Raw genomic sequence first — 22,320 nt, forward strand, 5'->3', positions numbered from 1 at the left:
GCGGAAATCAATTGCAGCGCATGCGCCAACAATCGGTGCATACCAGGTGAATTCGGCCTACCATCACCGGGTGGCTGTACCCGGGGAGCTCGGCGGTGTGACATCGAGCGGACTGCTTTCCACCGCGCGCCATCAGCAATCCGACGGGTACCCGGCGCTCATCGTGCCGCTCGGCTCCACCGAACAGCACGGCCCGCACCTGCCGCTGGACACCGACACCCGCATAGCGTCCGCCGTCGCACGCGCTGTGGCTGCCCGACTCGGCAGCGGATGGCTGCTGGCACCGGCGCTGAGCTACGGCGCGAGCGGCGAGCACGAGGGTTTTGCCGGCACGGTCTCGATCGGCACCGAGGCGTTGCGACTCTTACTCGTCGAGTTCGGCCGGTCGGCCTGCATCTGGGCTACCCGGTTGGTCTTCGTCAACGGCCACGGTGGCAATGTCGAGGCGCTGGCCGGGGCGGTGGGCCTGCTGCGGACCGAGGGTCGCGACGTCAGCTGGAGCCCATGCATGGTGCCCGGTGCGGACGCGCACGCCGGGCACACCGAAACATCTGTATTGCTACATATTTCGCCCGAGGCGGTACACACCGAGAACGTGGTGGCGGGGAACAGCGCACCGCTGGCCGAGTTGATGCCCGCCATGCGTGCCGGTGGCGTGGCCGCGGTCAGTGCGGTCGGGGTGCTCGGGGACCCGACCACCGCCAGCGCGGTCGAGGGGGAGCAGTACTTTGCCGAGATGGTCGACGGGTGCGCCCGCAAACTCCTGGCCTGGACACCGAACGGGCACGGGATGCTGACATGACGGGCCCGCGCCTGCCCGACGGGTTCGCCGTCCAGGTGGACCGCCGGGTCAAGGTGCTGGGTGCGGGTTCGGCATTGCTGGGCGGCTCGCCCACGCGTTTGCTGCGGCTGGCTCCAGTGGCCCAGACGATGATCGACGACGGTCGCCTGGAGGTCCACGACGCGCTGTCCGCGCAGCTGGCACGCACTCTGCTCGACGCCACCGTCGCACACCCGCGTCCGCCCAGTGGCCCGTCGCACCACGATGTGACGGTGGTTATTCCGGTGCGTGACAATGTATTCGGGGTCAGCAGGCTGGTCCGGGCGCTGCGTGGGATGAATGTCGTGGTGGTCGACGACGGATCCGCCGAACCGCTGAAGGACACCGATTTCGACGGCGCGCGCTGTGAGGTGCGGGTGCTGCGGCATGCCCGCAGTCGCGGCCCGGCGGCGGCCCGCAATACCGGCCTGCGCGCCTGCAACACCGACTTCGTGGCGTTCCTGGACTCCGACGTGGTGCCCCGCCGCGGCTGGATGGAAGCGCTGCTCGGTCATTTCTGCGACCCGGCGGTGGCCCTGGTGGCACCCCGGATCGTCAGTCTGAACGAGCCGGACAATGTGGTGGCTCGGTACGAGGCCGTGCGCTCCTCGTTGGACCTGGGCATGCGGGAGGCACCGGTGGTGCCCTACGGCACGGTGTCCTATGTGCCCAGCGCCGCCATCATCTGCCGGCGCAGTGCGCTGACCGAGGTGGGTGGCTTCGACGAGACCATGGAGTCGGGCGAGGATGTCGACCTCTGCTGGAGGTTCATCGAGGCCGGCGCCCGGTTGCGGTACGAACCCATCGCCCTGGTCGGCCACGAACACCGCACCCAGCTGCGGGAATGGTTCCAGCGCAAGGCTTTCTACGGGCGGTCCGCAGCACCGCTGGCAGTCCGGCATCCGGGTAAGACGGCGCCGATGGTGGTGTCGCGGTGGATGCTGGTGCTCTGGCTGCTGGTGGCGACGCGGTCCTGCTCGGGCTATCTCGTCGCCGCGGTGGTCGCGGCGTTTTTCGGCAGGCGTATCTCTGCCTCACTGGAGTCAGTCGAGACCGGGCCCAAGGACGTCGCCGCGGTCGCGGCCGGCGGGATGTGGGGCGCGTGCCTGCAGGTGGCATCGGCCATCTGCCGGCACTACTGGCCGGTCGCCTTGCTGGCCGCGGTGTTCTTCCGGCGGTGCCGGCACCTCGTGCTCGCCGCCGCCGTCGTCGATGGGTTGGCCGACTGGGCCGACCGCCGCAACAGCGTTGCCGAGGACACCCATCGGGTGGGCCTGCTGAGCTATCTGGTGCTCAAGCGTCTCGATGATGTCGCCTACGGGCTGGGGCTGTGGACCGGCGTGGTCCGCGAACGGCACGTCGGCGCACTCAAGCCGCAGATCCGAACCTGAAGTGCGCCGCGTTGCACACTGATGTCCTGATCGTCGGTGCCGGCAGTGCTGGTTCGATTCTTGCCGAACGTCTTTCAGCCGATCCCGGCTGTGGTGTCGCGGTCCTGGAGGCGGGTCCGCCGGCGGTCCCACCCAGGGCCGGCGACGCACACCTGGTGCCGATCGGGCCCGGCAGTCCGGTGATCAGCCGCTACCCGGCAACGCTGACCGACACCCCACGCCGGGTGGTCGACCTGGTGCGCGGCGCGGTCGTCGGCGGGTCCGGTGCGATCAACGGCGGCTACTTCTGCCGGGGCGTGCCCGCGGACTACTCGGGCTGGCACACGCCCGGCTGGTCCTGGGACGACGTGCTGCCACACTTCCGGGCGATCGAGACAGACCTGGACTTCGCCGGGCCGCTACACGGTGGCACCGGGCCGATCCCGGTCCGCAGAACACGCGAATTCAGTTCGGGCACCGAGCTGTTTGTGCAGTCGGTGCTGGCAATGGGGTTCCGCTGGATCGATGACCTGAACGGCGACGGACCCGCCGACGGCGTGGGCGCGCTGCCGCTCAACGTGCGCGACGGCAGCAGGGTCGGACCGGGCGCGGCCTTCCTGGGGCCGGCGGCGAAGCGACCGAACCTGGCCGTGCACCCGGCGACCAGGGCGCAGCGGATCCGGTTCTCCGGAACCCGGGCGGTCGGGGTCGATGCGCTCGGACCAGCCGGGCCGGTGCACTACGCCGCGGACCGTGTCGTGCTGTGCGCGGGGGCAATCGGCACCGCGCACCTGCTGCTGGTGTCCGGTTGCGGTCCTGCCGATGTCCTTGGCGCCGCGGGGATCCCGGTGCTGGCGAATCTGCCCGTCGGAGCGCACTTCCAGGATCACCCGGAGTGGGTGCTGCCCGTCGACTGGCCCGCAGACGGTGGGCGCACCCCGATCGAGGCGGCGCTGTCGGTCGACGGGATGGAGATCCGTTTGTACACATCGGGTTTCGCGCAGATGACTGGCGAGCCGCCGTCGGATCCGCCGCACATCGGGGTGGCGCTCATGCGCCCCGCGGCGCGGGGCCGGCTGACGGTCTGCTCGCCGGATATCGCGGTGGCGCCGGTGATCGCACATCACTACGATGCCGTCGCCGAGGATGTCGAGGCGCTGCGGCGCGGCGCCGAACTGGCACGTGAGATCGCCGGAGTCGTTGACCGCGAGGCGAACTGGTCTACCACGCAACACCTGTGCGGTACCGCCCCGTTGGGCACGGTGCTCGATCCGAGGTGCCGGGTGTTCGGTGTCGACGGGCTGTGGGTGGCCGACGGGTCGATCATGCCGACGGCCACGTCGCGCGGGCCGCACGCCACGATCGCGATGATCGGGCACCGGGCCGCGGAGCTGATCACAGACTAGGCGCGGTGCCTGCCGCCGCCGCGGAGGCGGCGCATGACCCGCAACTGCTGATCGTCGCGGCCGGGTGCCCACAGGCCGATGACGACGGCGCTGATGCCCACGATGACCGCGAGTCCCAGCAGCGACGCACTCATCGACTCGACGAACGCTGCCCTGCCGAGTTCGGCGATGGGTGCACCCGCCGGTCCCAGTGTCGCCGAGACCTCAAGGGCCTGGCCGAGGGACCCCAGCGCGGCGTCGCGGGCCGAGGGTGGCAGGTCGGCCGGGAGTCTGGGCGCCAGCAGGTCGGTGTACTGCGCGGCCAGCAGTGACCCGGCCAAGGCGATACCCAGCGCGGCACCCACCTCGCGGGTGGTGTCGTTGACGGCCGAGGCCACCCCCTGCTTGTCATCGGGAGCGGTGTTCATGATCGCGGAAGTGGTTGGTGCGGTGAGGAATCCGATGCCGATACTCATCACCAGCAGCGGCCAGCCCACGGCCGCATAGCCGTCGTCGACGGTGATGGTGCTCAGCAGCAGAAAGCCCACGGCAATCAAGGTCAGTCCGGTGAAGACCACCAGTCGCAGCCCGGCCCTCGGCAGGTACCAGAACGACGTCGCGGACAGCAGCAGGACGGGACCCATCAGCGGGGTGAGCGCGAACGCCGTCTTGATCGGGCTGTAGCCGAGGATCAGTTGCATGTGCTGCATGACGACGTAGAAGAAGCCGAACATGGCGAGAAAGAACACGGTGATCGCCGCGGCGCCGGTGGCGAATGCGGGGTTGGCGAACAGACGGACGTCGAGCAGGGGATGCTCCCGACGCAGTTCGATGACGCCGAACGCCAGCATCATCAGCGCGCCGACGACGATGCAACCGATGACCAGCGCATCGGACCAGCCGCGGGCAGGTGCTTCGAGGATGCCAAACACCAGCACCGCCACCCCGCCGCCGATGACGACGGCGCCGAGCCAGTCCAGTGGTTTGGCGATCGATTCCTTGGATGTCGCGATGGTGAAGGTCAGCACGAACAACAGCACGCCGACGCCCGCGAATCCCCAGAAGATCGCCTGCCACCCGAAGAAGTGCAGCAGCCCACCCGAGCCCAGCATGCCGGCCACCGCGCCGCAGCCCGCGGTGCCCGCCCAGATGCCAACCGCCTTGTTGCGCTGTTCTTTCGGGTAGGCGGAGGTCAACAGGGACAGCGTCGCGGGCATGACGAAGGCGGCACCCGCGCCCGCCGCTCCGCGCGCGATGATCAGGTCCATCGGGTCCGACCAGATCACCGGGGCGATCGACGCGACGGTGAACACCGCCAGGCCTAGCAGTAGGGCGCCGCGGCGGCCGTAGCGGTCACCCAGTGCGCCGGCGGGCAGCAACAAGCAGGCCAGCACCAGGGTGTAGCTGTCGACGATCCAGGTGAGTTCGGTCTGGGTGGCCGAGGTGGCCTTGGCGAGATCGGGGAGCGCGGTGTTCAGCGCGACCATCGAGGAGATCACCAGCAGCACACCGAGACACGCGATGAGCAACGTCCAGACGCGGGCCTTGGTCGAAAGCGCGGCGAGGGTCGGGTCCGTGGGCCGCCCCGACCCGGCGAGTGTGTCGACCATTGCCCCTCCATCGACGGGTGCGTTATTTTTGGTACTGCCCGTCTTGTTTCGAGACTAACAGTCTCGTTCCTCGGTGGGGAAGGGAGTTGGGGACGATGTCGACACACACCGACCCGCGGCCGGCGCGTTCGCGGGCCCGGTTGTTGGAGGCGGCGACAGCGCTGCTGCGCACGGGCGGACCCAGTGCGGTCACCGTCGATGCGGTTATTCGCGCGTCCAAGGTGGCGCGGGCCACGCTCTACCGACACTTTCCGAGCGGGAACGACTTGCTGGCGGCGGCCTTTCACGCGTTGATCCCGCCCGCGCCATTACCGCCGGAGGGCGGCACGCTGCGCGATCGGCTGATCGCCGCGCTGGACGGGTTCGCCGACCTGATCGCCGAGGCGCCGATCAGCCTGGCCGCGACCTCCTGGCTGGCGCTGGGCGGCGGCCTGGATCCGTCCTGGTGGGGCAAGGGCGAACGCGATCCCGAGAGCGACGCGGTGCGCACCCTGCGCGAACGGGTAGCCGAGCAGTACGCGGAACCGTTCGACGCGATCTTCGACAGTCCGGATGGCCGTGCGGCGTTCGGCGCCGTCGATCGAATGCAGGCGGTGGCGCTGCTGGCCGGCCCGATCCTGCTGGGCAAGCTCAGCACCCTGACCGACTTCGACTACCGCACGGTCGCGCGGATGGCCGTCGACGGCTTCCTGGCCACCCACCAGACCTCCGGTGAAACTACCGCAGCGAGTACCTGATCGGCAGGTGCTTGAGGCCGCCGACGAAGGTGGTCGCGGACAGCTCGGGCGTGCCGGAGAGCTCGATCGAGTCCAGGCGCGGAATCAGTTCGGAGAACAGGCTGTTCATCTCCATCCGGGCCAGGGCGGCACCCAGACAGAAGTGCACGCCGTAACCGAATGCGACGTGCTTGTTGGGGTCCCGGCTGACGTCGAAGCGGAACGGCTCGGCAAATACCTCTTCGTCGCGATTGCCCGAAACATAAGCCAGATAGACGGATTCGCCCGCGGCGATCGGCACACCGCGCACCTCGGTGTCGGTGGCGGCGGTCCGCATGAACTCCTTGACCGGCGTCGTCCAGCGGATCATCTCCTCGACGGCGGTGCCCATCAGTGCCGGATCCTTGCGCAACCGCGCCAGCTCATCGGGATTCTCGATGAGAGCCAGCAGCCCGCCGGAGATCGCGTCCTTGGTGGTGTCATGGCCTGCGCTGGCCACGATCACGTAGTAGGACGCGGTGTCCACATCGCTCAGCGGCTCACCGTCGATGCGGCCGTTGGCGATCGCCGAGGCCAGATCGTCGGTCGGGTTCTCCCGGCGGGACGCGGTGAGTTGGGAGAAGTAGGCGAAGAAGTCGAGCAGTACGGCGAGCTGATCCTCCAGGGTTCCGCCGTCGCGCTTGTACTCGTCATCGTCACCGCCGAACATCTCCTGGGTCAGCATGTGCATGCGCTCGTAGTCGTCCTCGGGCAGCCCGAGCAGCGACATGATGACGTAGAGCGGGAAGTGCACCGCGATCTCGGTGACGAAATCGCATTCGGGCCCGATATCGCGCATCCGGTCGACATACCGTTTGGCGAGTTCGTCGACCCGGACCTTCAGATCGCGCATCGCCTTGGGCCGGAACCAGTCGGCGCCGATGGTGCGGACCTTGCGATGGTGCGGGTCGTCCATGTGGATCAGCGTGCGCAGGCCCATTCCCGCTGCCAGCTGTTCCTTGGCCAGATCGTCGGCGGCCGCGGTGGCCAGCAGCGGTCGGGGTTCGCTGAGGAAGAGGTCGTTCTCGCGCTCGATGGCCATGATGTCGGCGTGTTTGGTGATCGCCCAGAACGGGCGGTAGCGCTTGGACTCGACGCGCACGACCGGTTCATGAGCACGCAGATAGGCCAGGGCCTCGTGCAAGCGCGCGTCGTCGGCGTAGGCCTTCGGCTCGACGAACACGTTGGCGTACTGGCTGGCCCGGCCATCCTTGGTCGGAGTGCTCATCGATCTGCTCCTCATGCTGTCTTGACGGCTGTCAAGTTAACAGTCTAGGGGGCGTCCCGGATCGCACGCCCGGAATGCGGGAATCGTCGTCAGTAGGCTCGGGCGGTGCCTTCCATGTCCCGACTCGTCCGCTGTGCGTTGGCATTACTGACCGTCGGGGCGCTCACGCTCGGCTGCGCGGGCCATGACGCGGACGCCCCGGCGTCCCTGCCGCCCGACCCGTCCGTGGTGAAGACGACGGCGGGTCTGGTGCAGGGCGTCGCCACTCTGGACAAACGGCATTTTGCCGGGATTCCCTATGCGGCCCCGCCGGTCGGGCCCCTGCGCTGGCAGCCGCCGCAGCCGGTGGCGCCCTGGGCCGGGGTGCGCGATGCGACCAAGGTCGGCCCGCGCTGCCTGCAGGACGAGGGCAGCGATCTGGAGATGGGCAGGCAGACCGATGAGGACTGTCTCACCCTGAACGTCTGGACGCCGCCGCCGTCCGAAGATCCACGGCCGGTGATGGTGTGGATCCATGGTGGCGCGTTCATCAACGGAAACGGCGGGATGTACGACTCGCGATGGCTGGTCGACCGGGGCGACATCGTCGTCGTCACGCTGAACTATCGACTCGGGGCGCTCGGCTTCCTGGCGCACCCGGCGCTCGGCCCGAAGGGCGCCGTCGGTAACTACGGATTGCAGGACCAGCAGGCGGCGCTGCGCTGGGTCCACGACAACATCTCGGCCTTCGGAGGCGATCCGGACAAGGTGACCATCGCCGGCGAATCGGCGGGCGGGATGTCGGTATGTGATCACATGGTCGCGCCCGAGTCGACGGGGCTGTTCCGAGCCGCGATCATCCAGAGCGGACCGTGTCAGGCCCAGCTGGCGCTGCCGGCGGCCGAGCGCATCAGCGAGGACTACGCGCGGGACGCGGGCTGCGGTGATCCGGCGACCGCCGCCGCCTGCCTGCGCGCACTGCCGGATTCCGCACTGCGAAAGCCGGTGTGGTTCGCCCGGATCGGCGAGGACACCCTCAGTGGGCCGGTGCACGGGACCACTGTGCTGCCCGAAGATCCGATGGTCGCGTTCCGCGACGGCCGGGCGGCCGATGTGCCCGTGCTGATCGGCAGCAACAGGGACGAGTTCACCCTCTTCGTCGCGCTGCAGTACCTGCGCGGGAGCAGGCAGTACGCGGCGGGCGAGTATCCCGGTCTACTCGACAACACCTTCGGGTCGCAGGCGGCGGCGATTGGTGCTCGGTACCCGTTGGACCGGTACGGGGGCAGCGCGGCCCGCGCGTACTCGGCGGCGGTCACCGACGGTGTGTTCGCGTGCGTCGCCGAGCGGATGGCCGACGAACTGTCCGGCGACAGCCAGGTGTACGCCTACGAGTTCAACGATCCGAACCCGCCGACGCCGGAACCCATGCGCACCTTGCCGTTTCCCGTCGGTGCCAGCCACTCGCTGGAACTGCGTTACCTGTTCGACGTCGGGGGCGCTCCGCCGCTGAACCCGGCCCAACAGGAGCTGTCGAATCAGATGATCGACCATTGGGCACATTTCGTGAAGGACGGCGACCCCGGTGGTGGCTGGCCGGAGTTCGGCGACGGGCAGGTCATGTCGCTGCAACCCGACGGTTCGCGGGTGGTCACCGATTTCGACGACGTCCACCAGTGCGAGTTCTGGGCGGGCCTCACCCGCTGAGCGGTGTCACCCAGCAGGTGATGTCGGCGTGCACGACCTCGGTGCCGTCGCGGTCGGTGATGCTCACCGGCACCACCACCTCGACCCCGTCGGTGATGGCGCCGAAATCGGGCGGGGTGAACTCGGCCCGGGCCCGCAGCGAGGTGGTGGCCTTGGCCAGATACTGCACCGTCATCCCCTTGGGGATCCAGCGGTGCGTACCGGGCACCGTCGCCTCCATTGCCATGCCCATCGCCACCTCGGCGGCATTGCACGAGGCGATGGCGTGCACGGTGTGCAGGTGGTTGTAGACGTAGAACCATTTCGGCACCTGGACCTCGGCATAGCCGGGTTCCATCCGCACGATGTGGGGGAGCACGCTGGCGAAGTAGGGCACCCGGACCATCGCGGCCGCCGAGAACAGCCGGCTGCCCAGCGGTTTGTTCGACAGCTGTTGCCAGGCGCGGTAGGTGGGACTGTCTGTCATCCGGCTACCTTACTCTGGAGTAAGATAGCCGCGCGGCGTGCTCCGGCCTGCGGTCTCACGCGGGGTCTCGGCTACCTGATTTCAGCGAGGACCGAAGGCGACCGCGGCCGGCTGACATGAGGTAGGAGATGGGGCCGTCCTGTCTACCTGGTGTCAGCGAAGTAGAGGCCGACGTGCGGCTGGCTGACGTGAGGTAGGCGGTCGAGCGGTTTGTGTACCTCCACAGCGTCTCGACGAGCCTCCAAGCTGCTCATATGGGGATTTGGAGGACGCCGGGATCTGAGGCATACTGTTCGGGTTGCCTTCTGCCGGGTTCGCCTGGCTGAGAGCATCCGACCCGCGTCCTACACGGACGCACCCGGTCCCCACCTCGATTGCGACAGATTATCGACGCGAAAGAGTGTGCGTAAGGGCGACACACCCGAGCGCGGGGGTCGGTGAACCAGAGACAGGTAAACAGCGGCGGCATAGCCAGCGCGCTGTCGTACGGGGAAACCCGGCCGGCAGAGCGCACGAAGACAGAGTTTTTCGCGCCCGAAGCGCGGAAGCCCTTAATAGTGAGGTAGGAAAGCGTGGCGGGACAGAAGATCCGCATCAGGCTGAAGGCCTACGACCACGAGGCGATTGACGCCTCGGCGCGCAAGATCGTTGAGACGGTCACCCGTACGGGAGCAAGCGTGGTCGGCCCGGTGCCGCTGCCGACCGAGAAGAACGTGTACTGCGTCATCCGGTCCCCCCATAAGTACAAGGACTCGCGGGAGCATTTCGAAATGCGGACCCACAAGCGCCTTATCGACATCCTCGACCCCACGCCGAAGACCGTTGACGCCTTGATGCGCATCGATCTGCCGGCCAGTGTCGACGTCAATATCCAGTAGGAGAACCCAGAAAAATGGCTAGAAAAGGCATTTTGGGCACCAAGCTGGGCATGACGCAGGTGTTCGATGAGAACAACAAGGTCGTCCCGGTCACGGTCGTCAAGGCCGGCCCGAACGTCGTGACGCGCATCCGCACCCCGGAGCGCGACGGCTACAGCGCAGTGCAGTTGGCGTACGGCGAGATCAGCCCGCGCAAGGTGAACAAGCCGGTCACCGGTCAGTTCGCCGCCGCAGGTGTGAACCCGCGCCGTCACCTCGCCGAGCTCCGGCTCGAGAACGAGGCCGCCGCTGCCGATTACGAGGTCGGCCAGGAGCTGACCGCCGAGATCTTCGCCGACGGCGCGTACGTCGACGTGACCGGCACCAGCAAGGGCAAGGGCTTCGCCGGCACCATGAAGCGTCACGGTTTCTCGGGTCAGGGTGCCTCGCACGGCGCCCAGGCCGTGCACCGCCGCCCCGGCTCGATCGGTGGCTGTGCCACCCCGGGCCGCGTCTTCAAGGGCACCCGCATGTCGGGCCGCATGGGCAGTGACCGCGTCACCACCCAGAACCTGAAGGTGCACAAGGTCGATGCCGAGAACGGTGTGCTGCTGATCAAGGGCGCCGTCCCCGGGCGCAACGGTGGACTCGTCGTGGTCCGCACCGCGATCAAACGAGGTGAGAAGTAATGTCTCTCAAGATTGACGTCCACACCCCGGACGGCAAGAAGGACGGCTCCGTCGAGCTGCCTGCCGCGCTGTTCGATGTTGAGCCCAACATCGCGCTGCTGCACCAGGTCGTGACCGCGCAGCTGGCCGCCAAGCGTCAGGGCACGCACTCGGCGAAGACTCGTGCCGAGGTGTCCGGCGGTGGCAAGAAGCCCTACCGCCAGAAGGGCACCGGCCGCGCCCGCCAGGGTTCGACCCGCGCACCGCAGTTCACCGGTGGTGGCGTGGTGCACGGCCCGAAGCCGCGTGACTACAGCCAGCGCACCCCGAAGAAGATGATCGCCGCCGCCACCCGCGGGGCGCTCTCGGACCGGGCCCGCAACGAGCGCATCCATGCGATCACCGAACTGATCAGCGGGCAGACCCCGTCGACCAAGGCGGCCAAGGCTTTCCTGGAGAGCCTGACCACCAACAAGAAGGTTCTGATCGTCATCGGTCGCAGCGACGAGGTCGGCGCCAAGAGCGTGCGCAACCTGCCGAACGTCCACGTGATCTCGGCAGACCAGCTCAACGCGTACGACGTGCTGCACGCCGACGACGTGATCTTCAGCGTCGAGGCGCTGGATGCCTACATCAGCTCCAACACGAAGCAGGAGGCGTCGGTCTGATGGCAACGATCACTGACCCCCGCGACATCATCCTGGCCCCGGTCATCTCGGAGAAGTCGTACTCGCTGATCGAGGACAACGTGTACACGTTCGTCGTGCACCCGGACTCGAACAAGACGCAGATCAAGATCGCGATCGAGAAGATCTTCTCCGTCAAGGTCGATTCGGTGAACACGTTGAACCGCAACGGCAAGCGCAAGCGGACTCGCAGTGGCTACGGACAGCGCAAGAGCACCAAGCGCGCCATCGTGACCTTGGCCGCGGGCAGCAAGCCGATCGACTTGTTCGGAGCGCCGGCCTAACGGCGGGCAGAGAGACTCAGGAACTAAGAAATGGCAATTCGCAAGTACAAGCCGACGACCCCGGGTCGTCGCGGTGCCAGCGTCTCCGATTTCGCCGAGATCACTCGCGACCATCCGGAGAAGTCGCTGGTTCGTCCGCTGCACGGCAAGGGTGGACGTAACGCACACGGCCGCATCACCACTCGGCACAAGGGCGGTGGCCACAAGCGTGCCTACCGCGTGATCGATTTCCGTCGCCACGACAAGGACGGCGTCGACGCCAAGGTCGCTCACATCGAGTACGACCCCAACCGCACCGCGAACATCGCGCTGCTGCACTACCTGGACGGCGAGAAGCGCTACATCATCGCGCCGCAGGGACTGAAGCAGGGCACCGTCGTGGAGTCGGGCGCCAACGCCGACATCAAGCCGGGCAACAACCTGCCGCTGCGCAACATCCCGGCCGGCACGGTCATCCACGCTGTGGAGATGCGTCCCGGTGGCGGCGCGAAGCTGGCCCGTTCGGCCGGTGTGAGCGTCCAGTTGCTCGGTAAGGAAGGCGCCTACGCCACGCTGCGTATGCCGTCCGGTGAGATCCGTCGCGTCGACGTGCGCTGCCGCGCCACCGTCGGCGAGGTCGGCAACGCCGAGCAGGCCAACATCAACTGGGGTAAAGCCGGCCGTATGCGGTGGAAGGGCAAGCGCCCCACCGTCCGTGGTGTCGTGATGAACCCGGTCGACCACCCGCACGGCGGTGGTGAGGGTAAGACCTCCGGTGGCCGCCACCCGGTGAGCCCGTGGGGCAAGCCCGAGGGCCGTACCCGCAAGCCGAACAAGGCGAGCGACAAGCTCATCGTCCGTCGCCGGCGCACCGGCAAGAATAAGCGCTAGGGAGTAAAGCGATGCCACGCAGCCTGAAGAAGGGCCCGTTCGTCGACGACCATCTCTTGAAGAAGGTCGACGTCCAGAACGAGAAGAACAGCAAGCAGGTCATCAAGACCTGGTCGCGTCGTTCGACGATCATTCCTGACTTCATCGGTCACACCTTCGCCGTCCACGACGGTCGCAAGCACGTGCCGGTGTTCGTCTCCGAGGCGATGGTCGGGCACAAGCTCGGCGAGTTCGCCCCCACCCGCACGTTCAAGGGTCACATCAAGGATGACCGGAAAGCGAAGCGCCGGTAATGACTACTGCAATTGAGTATCCGTCCGCGACGGCGGTTGCCCGCTTCGTGCCGTTCTCGCCGACCAAGGCGCGCCGGGTCATCGACCTGGTCCGCGGCAAGTCGGTGGCCGAGGCGCTCGACATCCTGCGGTGGGCACCCCAGGACGCCAGCACCACGGTCGCCAAGGTGATCGCCAGTGCGGCCGCCAACGCGCAGAACAACAACGGACTGGATCCGTCGACCCTCGTGGTCGCGACCATCCACGCCGACGGTGGCCCGACCGCCAAGCGCATCCGGCCGCGCGCCCAGGGGCGTGCGTTCCGTATCCGCAAGCGCACCAGCCACATCACCGTGATCGTCGAGAGCCGTCCGCCCAAGAAGAGTGGACAGCAGGGCGCCTCGGCGAGTGCGGCACGCGCACGTCGTGCGCAGGGCAGCAAGGCTGCTTCGACCAAGGCCACCGGAGCCGCTTCAGCGGCGACATCTACCAAGGCTTCCGCAGAAGCGAAGGAGGGCTCGGAGTAGTGGGCCAGAAGATCAATCCGCACGGCTTCCGGCTCGGTATCACCACCGACTGGAAGTCCCGGTGGTATGCCGACAAGCAGTACGCGGACTACGTGAAGGAAGACGTCGCGATCCGCCGTCTGCTGGCCACCGGCCTGGAGCGGGCCGGTATCGCCGATGTGGAGATCGAGCGGACCCGTGACCGGGTGCGCGTGGACATCCACACCGCGCGTCCCGGCATCGTCATCGGTCGCCGCGGCACCGAGGCCGACCGCATCCGGACCGACCTGGAGAAGCTGACCAAGAAGCAGGTTCAGCTCAACATCCTCGAGGTCAAGAACCCCGAGTCTGTTGCGCAGTTGGTCGCCCAGGGCGTCGCCGAGCAGCTGTCCAACCGAGTGGCGTTCCGCCGCGCGATGCGCAAGGCCATCCAGTCGGCCATGCGCCAGCCCAACGTCAAGGGGATCCGGGTGCAGTGCTCGGGCCGCCTCGGCGGTGCTGAGATGAGCCGCTCGGAGTTCTACCGCGAAGGTCGAGTCCCGCTGCACACGCTGCGTGCCGACATCGACTACGGCCTCTACGAGGCCAAGACCACCTTCGGCCGGATCGGTGTGAAGGTCTGGATCTACAAGGGCGACATCGTCGGTGGCAAGCGTGAGCTGACCGCCGCGGCGCCGGCCGCCGACCGTCCGCGTCGTGAGCGTCCGTCCGGTGCCACCCGTCCGCGCCGCAGTGGCGCGTCGGGTACCACCGCGACGAGCACCGAGGCCGGCCGTGCCGCCACCGGAGAAGAGTCGGCCGCACCGACCGCTGACGCGGCTGTCGAGGCGTCTGCCGAGAGCACTACAGAAAATTCAGGGAGCTGAAATGCTTATCCCCCGCAGGGTCAAGCACCGCAAGCAGCACCACCCGAGGCAGCGTGGTACCGCCAGCGGTGGCACCACGGTGAGCTTCGGCGATTACGGCATCCAGGCTCTGGAGCACGCCTACATCACCAACCGGCAGATCGAGTCCGCTCGTATCGCCATCAACCGGCACATCAAGCGTGGCGGCAAGGTGTGGATCAACATCTTCCCGGACCGCCCGCTGACCAAGAAGCCCGCCGAGACCCGCATGGGTTCCGGTAAGGGTTCGCCCGAGTGGTGGGTGGCCAACGTCAAGCCCGGCCGCGTGCTGTTCGAGCTCAGCTACCCGGATGAGAAGATCGCCCGCGATGCTCTCACCCGCGCAATCCACAAGCTGCCGATCAAGGCACGCATCGTGACACGAGAGGAGCAGTTCTGATGGCAGTGGGAGTTACGCCTGGCGAACTGCGTGAGCTCACCGAAGAGGAGCTCACCACTCGCCTGCGCGAATCGAAGGAAGAGCTGTTCAACCTGCGCTTCCAGATGGCGACCGGTCAGCTGACCAATAACCGGCGCCTCCGTGTGGTGCGCCACGAGATTGCACGGGTGTACACCGTGCTGCGTGAACGTGAACTGGGTCTGGCCTCCGGACCCGTTGGTGAGGATTCGTAACAATGGCAGAGACCAAAGGCCCCAACCACACGCCGACCACTGAGAAAGTGCGCGGTCGTCGCAAGACGGCCATCGGCTACGTGGTGAGCGACAAGATGCAGAAGACCATCGTGGTCGAGCTGGAATCCCGGAAGAGCCACCCGCTCTACGGCAAGATCATCCGGACCACCACGAAGGTCAAGGCGCACGACGAGAACGGCGATGCCGGTATCGGCGACCGCGTCTCGCTGATGGAGACCCGTCCGACGTCGGCGACCAAGCGCTGGCGTCTGGTCGAGATCCTCGAAAAGGCGAAGTAGAGCACTCCTTCGGGAACAGCTTCCCAGACCCCCGGTACCGCTTGCGCGGGCCGGGGGTTTGTGCGTTATATGGCCGATTCGGGTTTGTCGGCTCCAATGATTAGCCGGCGTTGGGTCCACGGCGCACATCTCCCGCCGCGCCGCTCATATGACGCCGACCTGTCAGCTTTGCTGAAACCTATCGACATCGACCATTGCTTGCCGGTTCAAGGATTACGCACGTGCTCCCTCCTGCGGTGACCTAGCATCGCGCAGATGGGGCCGGGAATGGTGGTGCGAGACCGGCAGGTTCGTGCACGGTGCGGCCGTCGTCGTCTTCCGTCGGTACGCGCGCCGCTGCCACCACCCGTGTGACTGCTCACATGGCCACCGCAACGACAGCAGACCCGCCGGCGCGGACGCCGATCCTTGAGCGGTACTACGGAGTGCACCCGCTCTACCGGCTGGGCATCCGCTGGTTACTGATCATCGCGCTGACGGCGATCGCCTTCGGCAACACCTTCGTCAGTCTGGCCAACACCACCCGCGAGGGTGGTCTCGGCGGATACGTGTGGACGGTGCCGTTGGTGGCGACCCTGGTGTCGATCGGCGTCGCGCGACGCAAGCGCACCGAACTGCCGATTCATGACCGGCAAACCGACATCATCGTCGGCGGTATGGGTTTCGGTCTCGCGGTCCTGATCCAGGCCGAGTTGCTGGAGCGCTACACGCTGTACTTCCACCTCCTGCGGCTGGACGTGATCGCCGCCTGGCTGTTCGTGTTGAGTTGTTGCATCGTGCTCTTCGGGCTTCGGCCGGTGATCCGCTTCACCTGGGTGTGGGCGATGGCGATGATGGCCTTCTCGTTGCCCTACTACCTCACCGTGGTGTTGTTGGGGGGCGGTACGTTCGCCGCCGGTGCCGCCACGCTGCTGATCGCCGCGGTGGGGACGGGTACCGCGGTGGGGCGGACCTTCCGGCGCGGGGTGTACGGCTCGCTGGGGTCCTGGGTCGTCGGGTTCGCCGTGCTGATCACGATCGCCATGGTTTTCCCCGAGGCGCCGATGGTGGTCTACCAGCAGGTGCCCGCGGTGACGGCGATCAGCGTCGTCGGGCTCCTCATGTTCTTCCAGGCCCGTCGCGGCGCTCCCAAGCGAATACTCGACCGCAAGGTCGAACCACTTGCCTCCAAACAGGTGTGGGCCGGCGTGCCGCTCGTGTTCATCGTCACGATTGTGCTCGCGATGTGCAGCCTGCCGACCCAGACCAGCACCGCCCCGATCAGCAGGCCCAGCCCGGACAGGCTGACGCAGGGACGTCCGCTGGACGCGCCCATCGGATGGACGGTCACCGAGCAACGTGAGTACCGGCAAGTGCACCGCCTCTACGGTGACGGTGCGGTGCTGATCCGCCAGTACATGCTCGCCACGCAGGGAAATCCGGACTGGGACAAACTGTCCCGGCCGCGCACCATCGTCGTGGACAGCATCGTCAGCCGCCGTCCGTTCTCCTTCGGCGTCTACCCGTCACGTGTGCTCTACGGCCTGACCGATGCCCGCATCAGCCCGCAACGACAGATCGATCTCGGTATGGGCGTGCAGGGCAGGATGACGTCGGTGGTCGACGACCGCCTGCTGGTCACCTGGAACTCGATGCAGTTCGCCTGGGGCGACGATGAACTCGCGCAGCGGGTGACGGTCTTCGCCGTCGACAACCATGATCCCAACGCTCCGTTTCCGGCGCCGTCGGTCAGCGTGGCATCCAATATCCGCACCTTGATCACGTTGTTGTTCCGCGGCAACGCGGTACTCGACGACCGCACGCCGGTCTTCAAGGACGAGGACATACTGCGGACCTTCAGCCGTGCGCTGGTGGCGGCGCAGTTCCGATGAAACAGGACAGGATGACGATTCCGGTGAACGCAGGTCTGGCTCGACCGCAGCGACACACTCTTTCTGGAGTGACGTCACGCTTACTTCCCGTGGTCGTGGCCGTGGTGGTCGCCGGCGGGACCGCGTTGTCCGGTGTTGCCGTGGCTGAGCCCGAAGGCGATATGTCACTGGCGAATTCACCCACACTGAGCCTGCGGACGGTCGGCATCGACTCCACGATCTCGCTGTACGGCATCGAAGGCCAGCAGACGCTCTCGATCCCTGTGCAGCCCGGGCTGGTACCCACCGAACTCGTCGCGACGGTGGCGCTGCCCGTGAACGCACTGGGCGGGACGCTGGAGGTCAGTCAGGATGAGCGCATCATCTCGCGAGTCCCGTTGCCTCCGGACCAGGCGCCGATCACCATCCCGCTGGCCGGGGCGCGGATCGTCGACAACGCCGTCACGGTGGTGCTGCGCAGCTATCTGACGCTACCCGAGGGGTACTGCGTGTTCGACGCGTCGAATCCGTTGCGGCTGGTGGGAACCGAGGTCAGGTACTCCGGTCAGGAACTGGCCCCCGCCACCGTCGCGGACTTCCTGCCGCCGGTGTTGCAGCGGCTGACGCTGGCCGTCCCGCCGAACCCGTCGCGTGCCGAATCCGACGCCGCGGTGCGCCTGGCCACGGCGACGGTCGCGCGATACGGCCCGCAGCGCACCGAGATCGACCTCATCTCGACCGACGGCGCGCTGCGGCCACCGGTTCCGCTGGAACGTCAGATCGTGATCCGTGAGGGCGGGGCGCCCGGGGTGAGTCTGGAGGGTCCCAATGCGGTACCGGCCCTGCTGGTGACCGGATCGCCGGCGGATCTGGAGAATCAGGCAAGGCTGCTGTCCAGCGACCTGTCAAAGCTGGCCGTCGCGTCGAGCGCCGTCGCGGGCCCACTGGCGACGATTCCGCAGCTGCCCAGCGATCTCACCACCATCCGCAAGCTGGGCCAGCCCGGTGTCAACGCCACCAGTCTGGTCAATCCGCGGGTCACCGTCCCGCTCGACCAGACCCGGATCGGACGGCCGGTGCAGGACGTCAGGGTGCACCTGCAGGGGTCCTACACGCCGTTGCCCGAGGGTATTGCCGGGCAGGTGACGGTGAGCGTGGCGGGTGAGATGCTGGCCCGCTGGGCGACCGAACCGAGTGGCCAGATCGACCGCTGGATCGACGTGCCCGAACGGGTGCTGGAGCGCTACACCAACCTCGATATCGCGGTGAACGCGGCGGGAAACACCGGTCGATGCGGGGAGTTTCAGCCCATCACGCTGACCATCGACGGTGAGTCGGCGGTCGAGACCACACTGGCCGTTCCGCCGTCGCCGGCCGGTTTCCAGTCCCTGCCGCAGGCGCTGATGCCGCGCATCGAGGTCGGTATCGATGAGGGTTTGGACAATCTGCGCCGCGCGGTCCGCATCGTCACAGGTCTGCAGCGGCTGAGCGGTCTGCCGTTCGACACCGTGGTGGTGTCCCCGGGGGACGCCATGGCGTCCGCGGAACCGGCGATCGTGGTGAGCCCGCAAGGCTGGAACGACGACCGGATTGCGCTGCCCGTCACGGTCGACGCCGACGGCGTCATCACCGTCGAGAGTGTCGATGGCAGCGGCAATTCCAGCACACTGGCGCTGGATCCGGAGGTCGGCTTCGGCTCGCTGCAGACCGTGTATTCCGGGGGCCGCACGGTGCTGGTCGCCACCTCCAGCAATGCACCCGCCGAACTGGACCGGTTGCTCACCTGGCTGGATTCCGATGTCAACCGGTGGTCGGGGCTCACCGGTAACGCGGTGGTCTCCACGCCGGGACGCGAGCCGATCCAGCTGACGACGCCGGCCGCCGAGGACCCGGCGGCGGCATCCGCCGACCGCACAAGCCTCTACGTGGCCCTCGGGGTGGGCGCCCTGGCACTGGCGGTGCTCGGTGCGGCACTCATCGTTCTGCGCGGCAGGCGGTCCCGGGGCCAGCAGTGAGCACACGAGAGATTTTCGACGCCCACACCGTGACGGCCGCGCAGCAGGAGTACGCGCTGGACCGGGCCATCAACGGCCTGCGCGACGACGATCCCAGAAGGTCGGCCTCCAAACCGCTGCTGGGCTGGCAGAAACCGGTGTTGCTGAGCCTGCTGGCCTTCGTGATCGCCGTGGCGGCCTGGCAGCCGATGGCGACGGCGATCGCGCTCATCGGGTTGTGCACCCTGGCCTACCTGCTGACCCTGGGAGACCGGGTACTGATCTTCCGTCGCGGACTGGCCTCGAGGCCGATCGTCATCCCCGACGAGGTGGCCAGGTCCATACCGGATGACGAGTTGCCGTCCTACACGATCCTGGTTCCGGCCTACAACGAGCCCGAAGTGGTGGCCGATCTCATCGGCGCGATGGATTCCCTGGAATACCCGCGGGAACGGCTGCAGGTGCTGTTGTTGCTGGAGGCCGATGATCAGGTCACCATCGACGCGGCGAGGGCATGCGGCGAGTCCGACGTGATCACCATCCTGCTCGTGCCGCCGGCCGAGCCGCGGACAAAACCCAAGGCGTGCAACTACGGTTTGCACTTCGCCACCGGGGATATCGTCACCATCTTCGATGCCGAGGACCTGCCCGAGCCGCTGCAGCTGCGCCGGGTGGTGGCCGCCTTCCGGGACCTCCCCGATGACGTGGCGTGCGTTCAGGCCAAACTCGTGTACCACAACGGGCAACAGAACCTGCTGACGGCATGGTTCACCGCGGAGTACGGACTCTGGTTCGGGTTTCTGTTGCCCGGGATGATGGTCAGCACATCACCGATCCCGTTGGGCGGCACCTCGAACCATCTGCGCAGGGGCATGCTGTTGGGGATCGGCGGATGGGATCCGTTCAACGTCACCGAGGACGCCGATCTCGGACTGCGGATCGCGGCCAGCGGCTACCGCACCGCCGTCATCGACTCGTACACGCTGGAAGAGGCCAACAGCGACCCGATCAACTGGATCCGTCAGCGATCCCGTTGGTACAAGGGCTATCTGCAGACCTGGCTCGTGCACATCCGGCGCCCGTTGAAGTTGTACCGCACCCTCGGCCTGCGCAGCTTCATCAGGTTCACCCTGGTGCTGGCGGGTACTCCGATCATCGCCGTACTCAACCTGCTCTTCTGGTTCATCACGTTGCTGTGGTTTCTCGGTCAGCCCGCGGTCGTGGGCGAGGTATTCCCGGACTACATCTATTTTCCCGCGCTGGTGGCCATGATCATCGGCAACTTCACGGTGATGTACATGAACATGATCGCGCTGCGTGAGGACGACAGGTCCGACCTGTTGGTGGCCGGGCTGACGGTCGCGCTGTTCTGGCTGATGATGAGTGTCGCCGCGGCCAAGGGTTGCTACCAGATGATCCGGCAGCCCTCGTTCTGGGAGAAGACGTATCACGGGCTGGCCGAGCGGCCCGATGACAGCACCGTGCACCAGTCGACAGGCCAGCCATGACGGCGGCGCTGGGCGGGTCGGACCGCAGGCTCAAGTTCTCGATCTTCTTCGTGTGCCTGGCGCTGTACATCGCCGTCGGCTACTGGCTGCAGATCCAGAACGGTTTCATCATGGGCGACACCCTGTCCCGGGTGTCGTCCACCCGGTCGGTGCTGTTCAGCCGCGATCCGCATCTGGCCGCCCTCGGGTTCATCTTCACACCGGTCGCGGCGATGGTGCAGATCCCGGCGGTCTGGCTCAGCCCGCTCTTTCCAGAGATCACCGCCCGTGCGTTCTCGGGCACGCTGATGTCTGCACTGTTCATGTCGGGTGCGGCCGTGCAGATCTTCAGCATGGGCGCCGATCGTGGGCTGCCCCGCACCTATTCGTTGACGATCACCGCACTGTTCGCGCTGAACCCGATGATCGTCTTCTACGGCTCCAACGGTATGAGCGAGGCACCGTTCATCTTCTTCATGACCTGGGCGGTGCGCAGGCTCATCATGTGGATGGTCGACGATGACGTGCATCACCTGGTCGCCGCCGGTGGTGTGGCCATGGGACTGGCGTACCTGACCCGCTACGACGCCCTGGCCACGGTCGGGGCGGCGGGGTTGGTCGTCGGCATCACCACCTACCTGCGGGCCAGGCCGGCGCCCAGAGTGCACCGCGCGGTGATGGACATGTTGATCGTGAGCGGACCAGGCATCGCGGCCTTCCTGGGCTGGGCGGCCGCGGGATGGTTGATCACCGGGGAAGCGTTTGCGCAGTTCACATCCCAGTACGGGAATGCCGCGATCCTGGAGCAGTCGGGCATGACGGCACCGAACACCGTCGAGGCGGTCGGCTTCGCCGCCGCGTGCGTCATGTTTCTCGCGCCGACACTGCTTCCGTTGACGCTGTGGGCGCTGATGCAGCGCTGGGGCCGGCCGAACTGGCAGATGCTGGTGGTCCCGCTGGCGATGTTCGGAGCGGTGCTGGCGTTCCAGGCGCTCAGTTACGCGCAGGGGTCGACCTTTCCGTTCCTGCGGTTCTTCATCATCGCGATACCGATGGCAGCGACACTGGCGCTGCTGGGGGTGCCCGACGGTGTATTCGCCCGTCCCAAACGTCGTGGCAAGTTCGCGCCCGCGGTCACCGAGCCGGCGCCGCAACGCCGTTCGGCGGCAACCTATGTGGCGGTCGCCTCGACACTTGCGATCGGGATTCCGGTCACCGTGCTGGGTATGTCGTTGCCCGACTATGCCCCGCAGGAATACGGTCTTGCCGCGGTGCTGGCCCCGGACCCCGATGATGTCACCGAGCGTGCCGCCACCGAACAGCGCATCGCGCGGACCTTCGGCACCGAGCGCAGGATTGCCGACTATCTGGAAACCCTCGACCTGCCGGACAGTTCGGTCATCACCGACACCGTGTACGGATTCGGCATCATCGCCGCCTCACCACGGCCCAGGGTCTTCGTGATCCCGTCCGATCCGGACTTCACCGAGTTGCTCAACGATCCCGCAGGCAACGGCATCCGCTACCTGCTGTCGGTGCCCCCCACGGGGCGAGGCAGCTCCGATGCGCTCAACCTGCGGTATCCGACGCTGTACGAGACGGGCGCCGAAATCGCCTCGTTGGAGCTGGAGATCCCCAACGACGGTGACGGCCAACCGGATTGGCGGCTCTACCGCATTGCCGAGCAAAGCGGAGCCGGCTAGATCGATC

At 67.0% G+C, this 22,320-nt stretch carries 23 protein-coding genes; 20 read left to right on the plus strand and 3 right to left on the minus strand.

Features of this window, described 5'->3' with window-relative positions; translation table 11 throughout:
• Window positions 1–46 precede the first annotated feature (46 nt).
• Genes mftE through mftG form a run of 3 tightly spaced genes read left to right on the plus strand, consistent with a single transcriptional unit; the run spans window position 47 to window position 3,596 of the window.
• Window positions 47–802: a mycofactocin biosynthesis peptidyl-dipeptidase MftE gene (gene mftE / locus C6A86_RS04745; protein WP_105364530.1), complete on the plus strand. Its 756-nt coding sequence runs from the start codon at window positions 47–49 to the stop codon at window positions 800–802.
• The gene (gene mftF / locus C6A86_RS04750) at window positions 799–2,211 is read left to right on the plus strand and encodes a mycofactocin biosynthesis glycosyltransferase MftF (protein WP_105364529.1); all 1,413 of its coding nucleotides are present in this window, start codon (window positions 799–801) and stop codon (window positions 2,209–2,211) included. Before mftE ends, mftF begins: the two co-directional genes overlap by 4 nt.
• Complete coding sequence (gene mftG / locus C6A86_RS04755; RefSeq protein WP_396835264.1) at window positions 2,208–3,596, plus strand: mycofactocin system GMC family oxidoreductase MftG; 1,389 nt, start codon at window positions 2,208–2,210, stop codon at window positions 3,594–3,596. The genes mftF and mftG overlap by 4 nt, the downstream gene beginning before the upstream one ends.
• Here the strand turns inward: mftG and C6A86_RS04760 are convergent.
• Complete coding sequence (locus C6A86_RS04760; protein WP_105364527.1) at window positions 3,593–5,185, minus strand: MFS transporter; 1,593 nt, start codon at window positions 5,183–5,185, stop codon at window positions 3,593–3,595. The genes mftG and C6A86_RS04760 overlap by 4 nt on opposite strands.
• Before the next feature lie 95 nt (window positions 5,186–5,280).
• Here C6A86_RS04760 and C6A86_RS04765 point away from each other — a divergent pair, with 95 nt between their 5' ends.
• Complete coding sequence (locus C6A86_RS04765; RefSeq protein ID WP_105364526.1) at window positions 5,281–5,922, plus strand: TetR/AcrR family transcriptional regulator; 642 nt, start codon at window positions 5,281–5,283, stop codon at window positions 5,920–5,922.
• On the opposite strand, the gene C6A86_RS04770 is transcribed toward C6A86_RS04765, so the two are convergent.
• On the minus strand, window positions 5,903–7,168 hold the full coding sequence (locus C6A86_RS04770; RefSeq protein WP_105364525.1) for a cytochrome P450: 1,266 nt from the start codon (window positions 7,166–7,168) through the stop codon (window positions 5,903–5,905). The genes C6A86_RS04765 and C6A86_RS04770 overlap by 20 nt on opposite strands.
• Before the next feature lie 114 nt (window positions 7,169–7,282).
• Here C6A86_RS04770 and C6A86_RS04775 point away from each other — a divergent pair, with 114 nt between their 5' ends.
• Window positions 7,283–8,854 (plus strand): carboxylesterase/lipase family protein, encoded by a 1,572-nt coding sequence (locus C6A86_RS04775; protein ID WP_105364524.1) that lies wholly within the window; start codon window positions 7,283–7,285, stop codon window positions 8,852–8,854.
• On the opposite strand, the gene C6A86_RS04780 is transcribed toward C6A86_RS04775, so the two are convergent.
• The gene (locus C6A86_RS04780) at window positions 8,844–9,320 is read right to left on the minus strand and encodes a hotdog fold domain-containing protein (RefSeq protein WP_105364523.1); all 477 of its coding nucleotides are present in this window, start codon (window positions 9,318–9,320) and stop codon (window positions 8,844–8,846) included. The two genes, C6A86_RS04775 and C6A86_RS04780, sit on opposite strands and share 11 nt — an antisense overlap.
• 572 nt (window positions 9,321–9,892) lie before the next feature.
• Here C6A86_RS04780 and rpsJ point away from each other — a divergent pair.
• From rpsJ to C6A86_RS04855, 15 genes are all read left to right on the plus strand, one after another.
• Window positions 9,893–10,198 (plus strand): 30S ribosomal protein S10, encoded by a 306-nt coding sequence (gene rpsJ / locus C6A86_RS04785; RefSeq protein WP_003883485.1) that lies wholly within the window; start codon window positions 9,893–9,895, stop codon window positions 10,196–10,198.
• A 14-nt stretch (window positions 10,199–10,212) separates the two neighbouring features.
• Entirely contained in the window at window positions 10,213–10,866 is a 654-nt protein-coding gene (gene rplC / locus C6A86_RS04790; protein WP_105364522.1) for a 50S ribosomal protein L3, read from the plus strand.
• Window positions 10,866–11,513 (plus strand): 50S ribosomal protein L4, encoded by a 648-nt coding sequence (gene rplD / locus C6A86_RS04795; protein ID WP_105364521.1) that lies wholly within the window; start codon window positions 10,866–10,868, stop codon window positions 11,511–11,513. The genes rplC and rplD overlap by 1 nt, the downstream gene beginning before the upstream one ends.
• Window positions 11,513–11,815 (plus strand): 50S ribosomal protein L23, encoded by a 303-nt coding sequence (rplW, locus tag C6A86_RS04800; protein ID WP_057167018.1) that lies wholly within the window; start codon window positions 11,513–11,515, stop codon window positions 11,813–11,815. The genes rplD and rplW overlap by 1 nt, the downstream gene beginning before the upstream one ends.
• 30 nt (window positions 11,816–11,845) lie before the next feature.
• Window positions 11,846–12,685 (plus strand): 50S ribosomal protein L2, encoded by an 840-nt coding sequence (gene rplB, locus C6A86_RS04805; protein ID WP_105364520.1) that lies wholly within the window; start codon window positions 11,846–11,848, stop codon window positions 12,683–12,685.
• 11 nt (window positions 12,686–12,696) lie between these two features.
• Window positions 12,697–12,978 carry a 30S ribosomal protein S19 gene (rpsS, locus tag C6A86_RS04810; protein ID WP_105364519.1) on the plus strand — a complete coding sequence of 94 codons (282 nt, stop codon included), beginning with the start codon at window positions 12,697–12,699 and terminating at the stop codon, window positions 12,976–12,978.
• A complete protein-coding gene (gene rplV / locus C6A86_RS04815) occupies window positions 12,978–13,484 on the plus strand; it encodes a 50S ribosomal protein L22 (RefSeq protein ID WP_105364518.1) in 507 nt (168 codons plus the stop codon). The genes rpsS and rplV overlap by 1 nt, the downstream gene beginning before the upstream one ends.
• Window positions 13,484–14,329, plus strand: a complete 846-nt coding sequence (rpsC, locus tag C6A86_RS04820) for a 30S ribosomal protein S3 (protein ID WP_105364517.1) — start codon at window positions 13,484–13,486, stop codon at window positions 14,327–14,329. The genes rplV and rpsC overlap by 1 nt, the downstream gene beginning before the upstream one ends.
• A 1-nt stretch (window position 14,330) precedes the next feature.
• A complete protein-coding gene (gene rplP, locus C6A86_RS04825; protein WP_105364516.1) occupies window positions 14,331–14,747 on the plus strand; it encodes a 50S ribosomal protein L16 in 417 nt (138 codons plus the stop codon).
• Window positions 14,747–14,980: a 50S ribosomal protein L29 gene (rpmC, locus tag C6A86_RS04830; RefSeq protein WP_057167024.1), complete on the plus strand. Its 234-nt coding sequence runs from the start codon at window positions 14,747–14,749 to the stop codon at window positions 14,978–14,980. Before rplP ends, rpmC begins: the two co-directional genes overlap by 1 nt.
• Window positions 14,981–14,982: 2 nt before the next feature.
• The gene (rpsQ, locus tag C6A86_RS04835; RefSeq protein WP_105364515.1) at window positions 14,983–15,279 is read left to right on the plus strand and encodes a 30S ribosomal protein S17; all 297 of its coding nucleotides are present in this window, start codon (window positions 14,983–14,985) and stop codon (window positions 15,277–15,279) included.
• A 362-nt stretch (window positions 15,280–15,641) separates the two neighbouring features.
• Entirely contained in the window at window positions 15,642–17,150 is a 1,509-nt protein-coding gene (locus C6A86_RS04840; protein ID WP_105364514.1) for a hypothetical protein, read from the plus strand.
• A 68-nt stretch (window positions 17,151–17,218) separates the two neighbouring features.
• Window positions 17,219–19,144, plus strand: coding sequence for a hypothetical protein (locus C6A86_RS04845; protein ID WP_311101039.1), 1,926 nt, complete (start codon window positions 17,219–17,221; stop codon window positions 19,142–19,144).
• Window positions 19,141–20,631, plus strand: coding sequence for a glycosyltransferase (locus C6A86_RS04850; protein ID WP_233212858.1), 1,491 nt, complete (start codon window positions 19,141–19,143; stop codon window positions 20,629–20,631). The genes C6A86_RS04845 and C6A86_RS04850 overlap by 4 nt, the downstream gene beginning before the upstream one ends.
• Window positions 20,628–22,313, plus strand: coding sequence for a glycosyltransferase family 39 protein (locus C6A86_RS04855; RefSeq protein WP_105361743.1), 1,686 nt, complete (start codon window positions 20,628–20,630; stop codon window positions 22,311–22,313). The genes C6A86_RS04850 and C6A86_RS04855 overlap by 4 nt, the downstream gene beginning before the upstream one ends.
• Window positions 22,314–22,320: the final 7 nt, after the last annotated feature.

The sequence above is a fragment of the Mycobacterium sp. ITM-2016-00316 genome (assembly GCF_002968335.2).
Taxonomy (GTDB): domain Bacteria; phylum Actinomycetota; class Actinomycetes; order Mycobacteriales; family Mycobacteriaceae; genus Mycobacterium.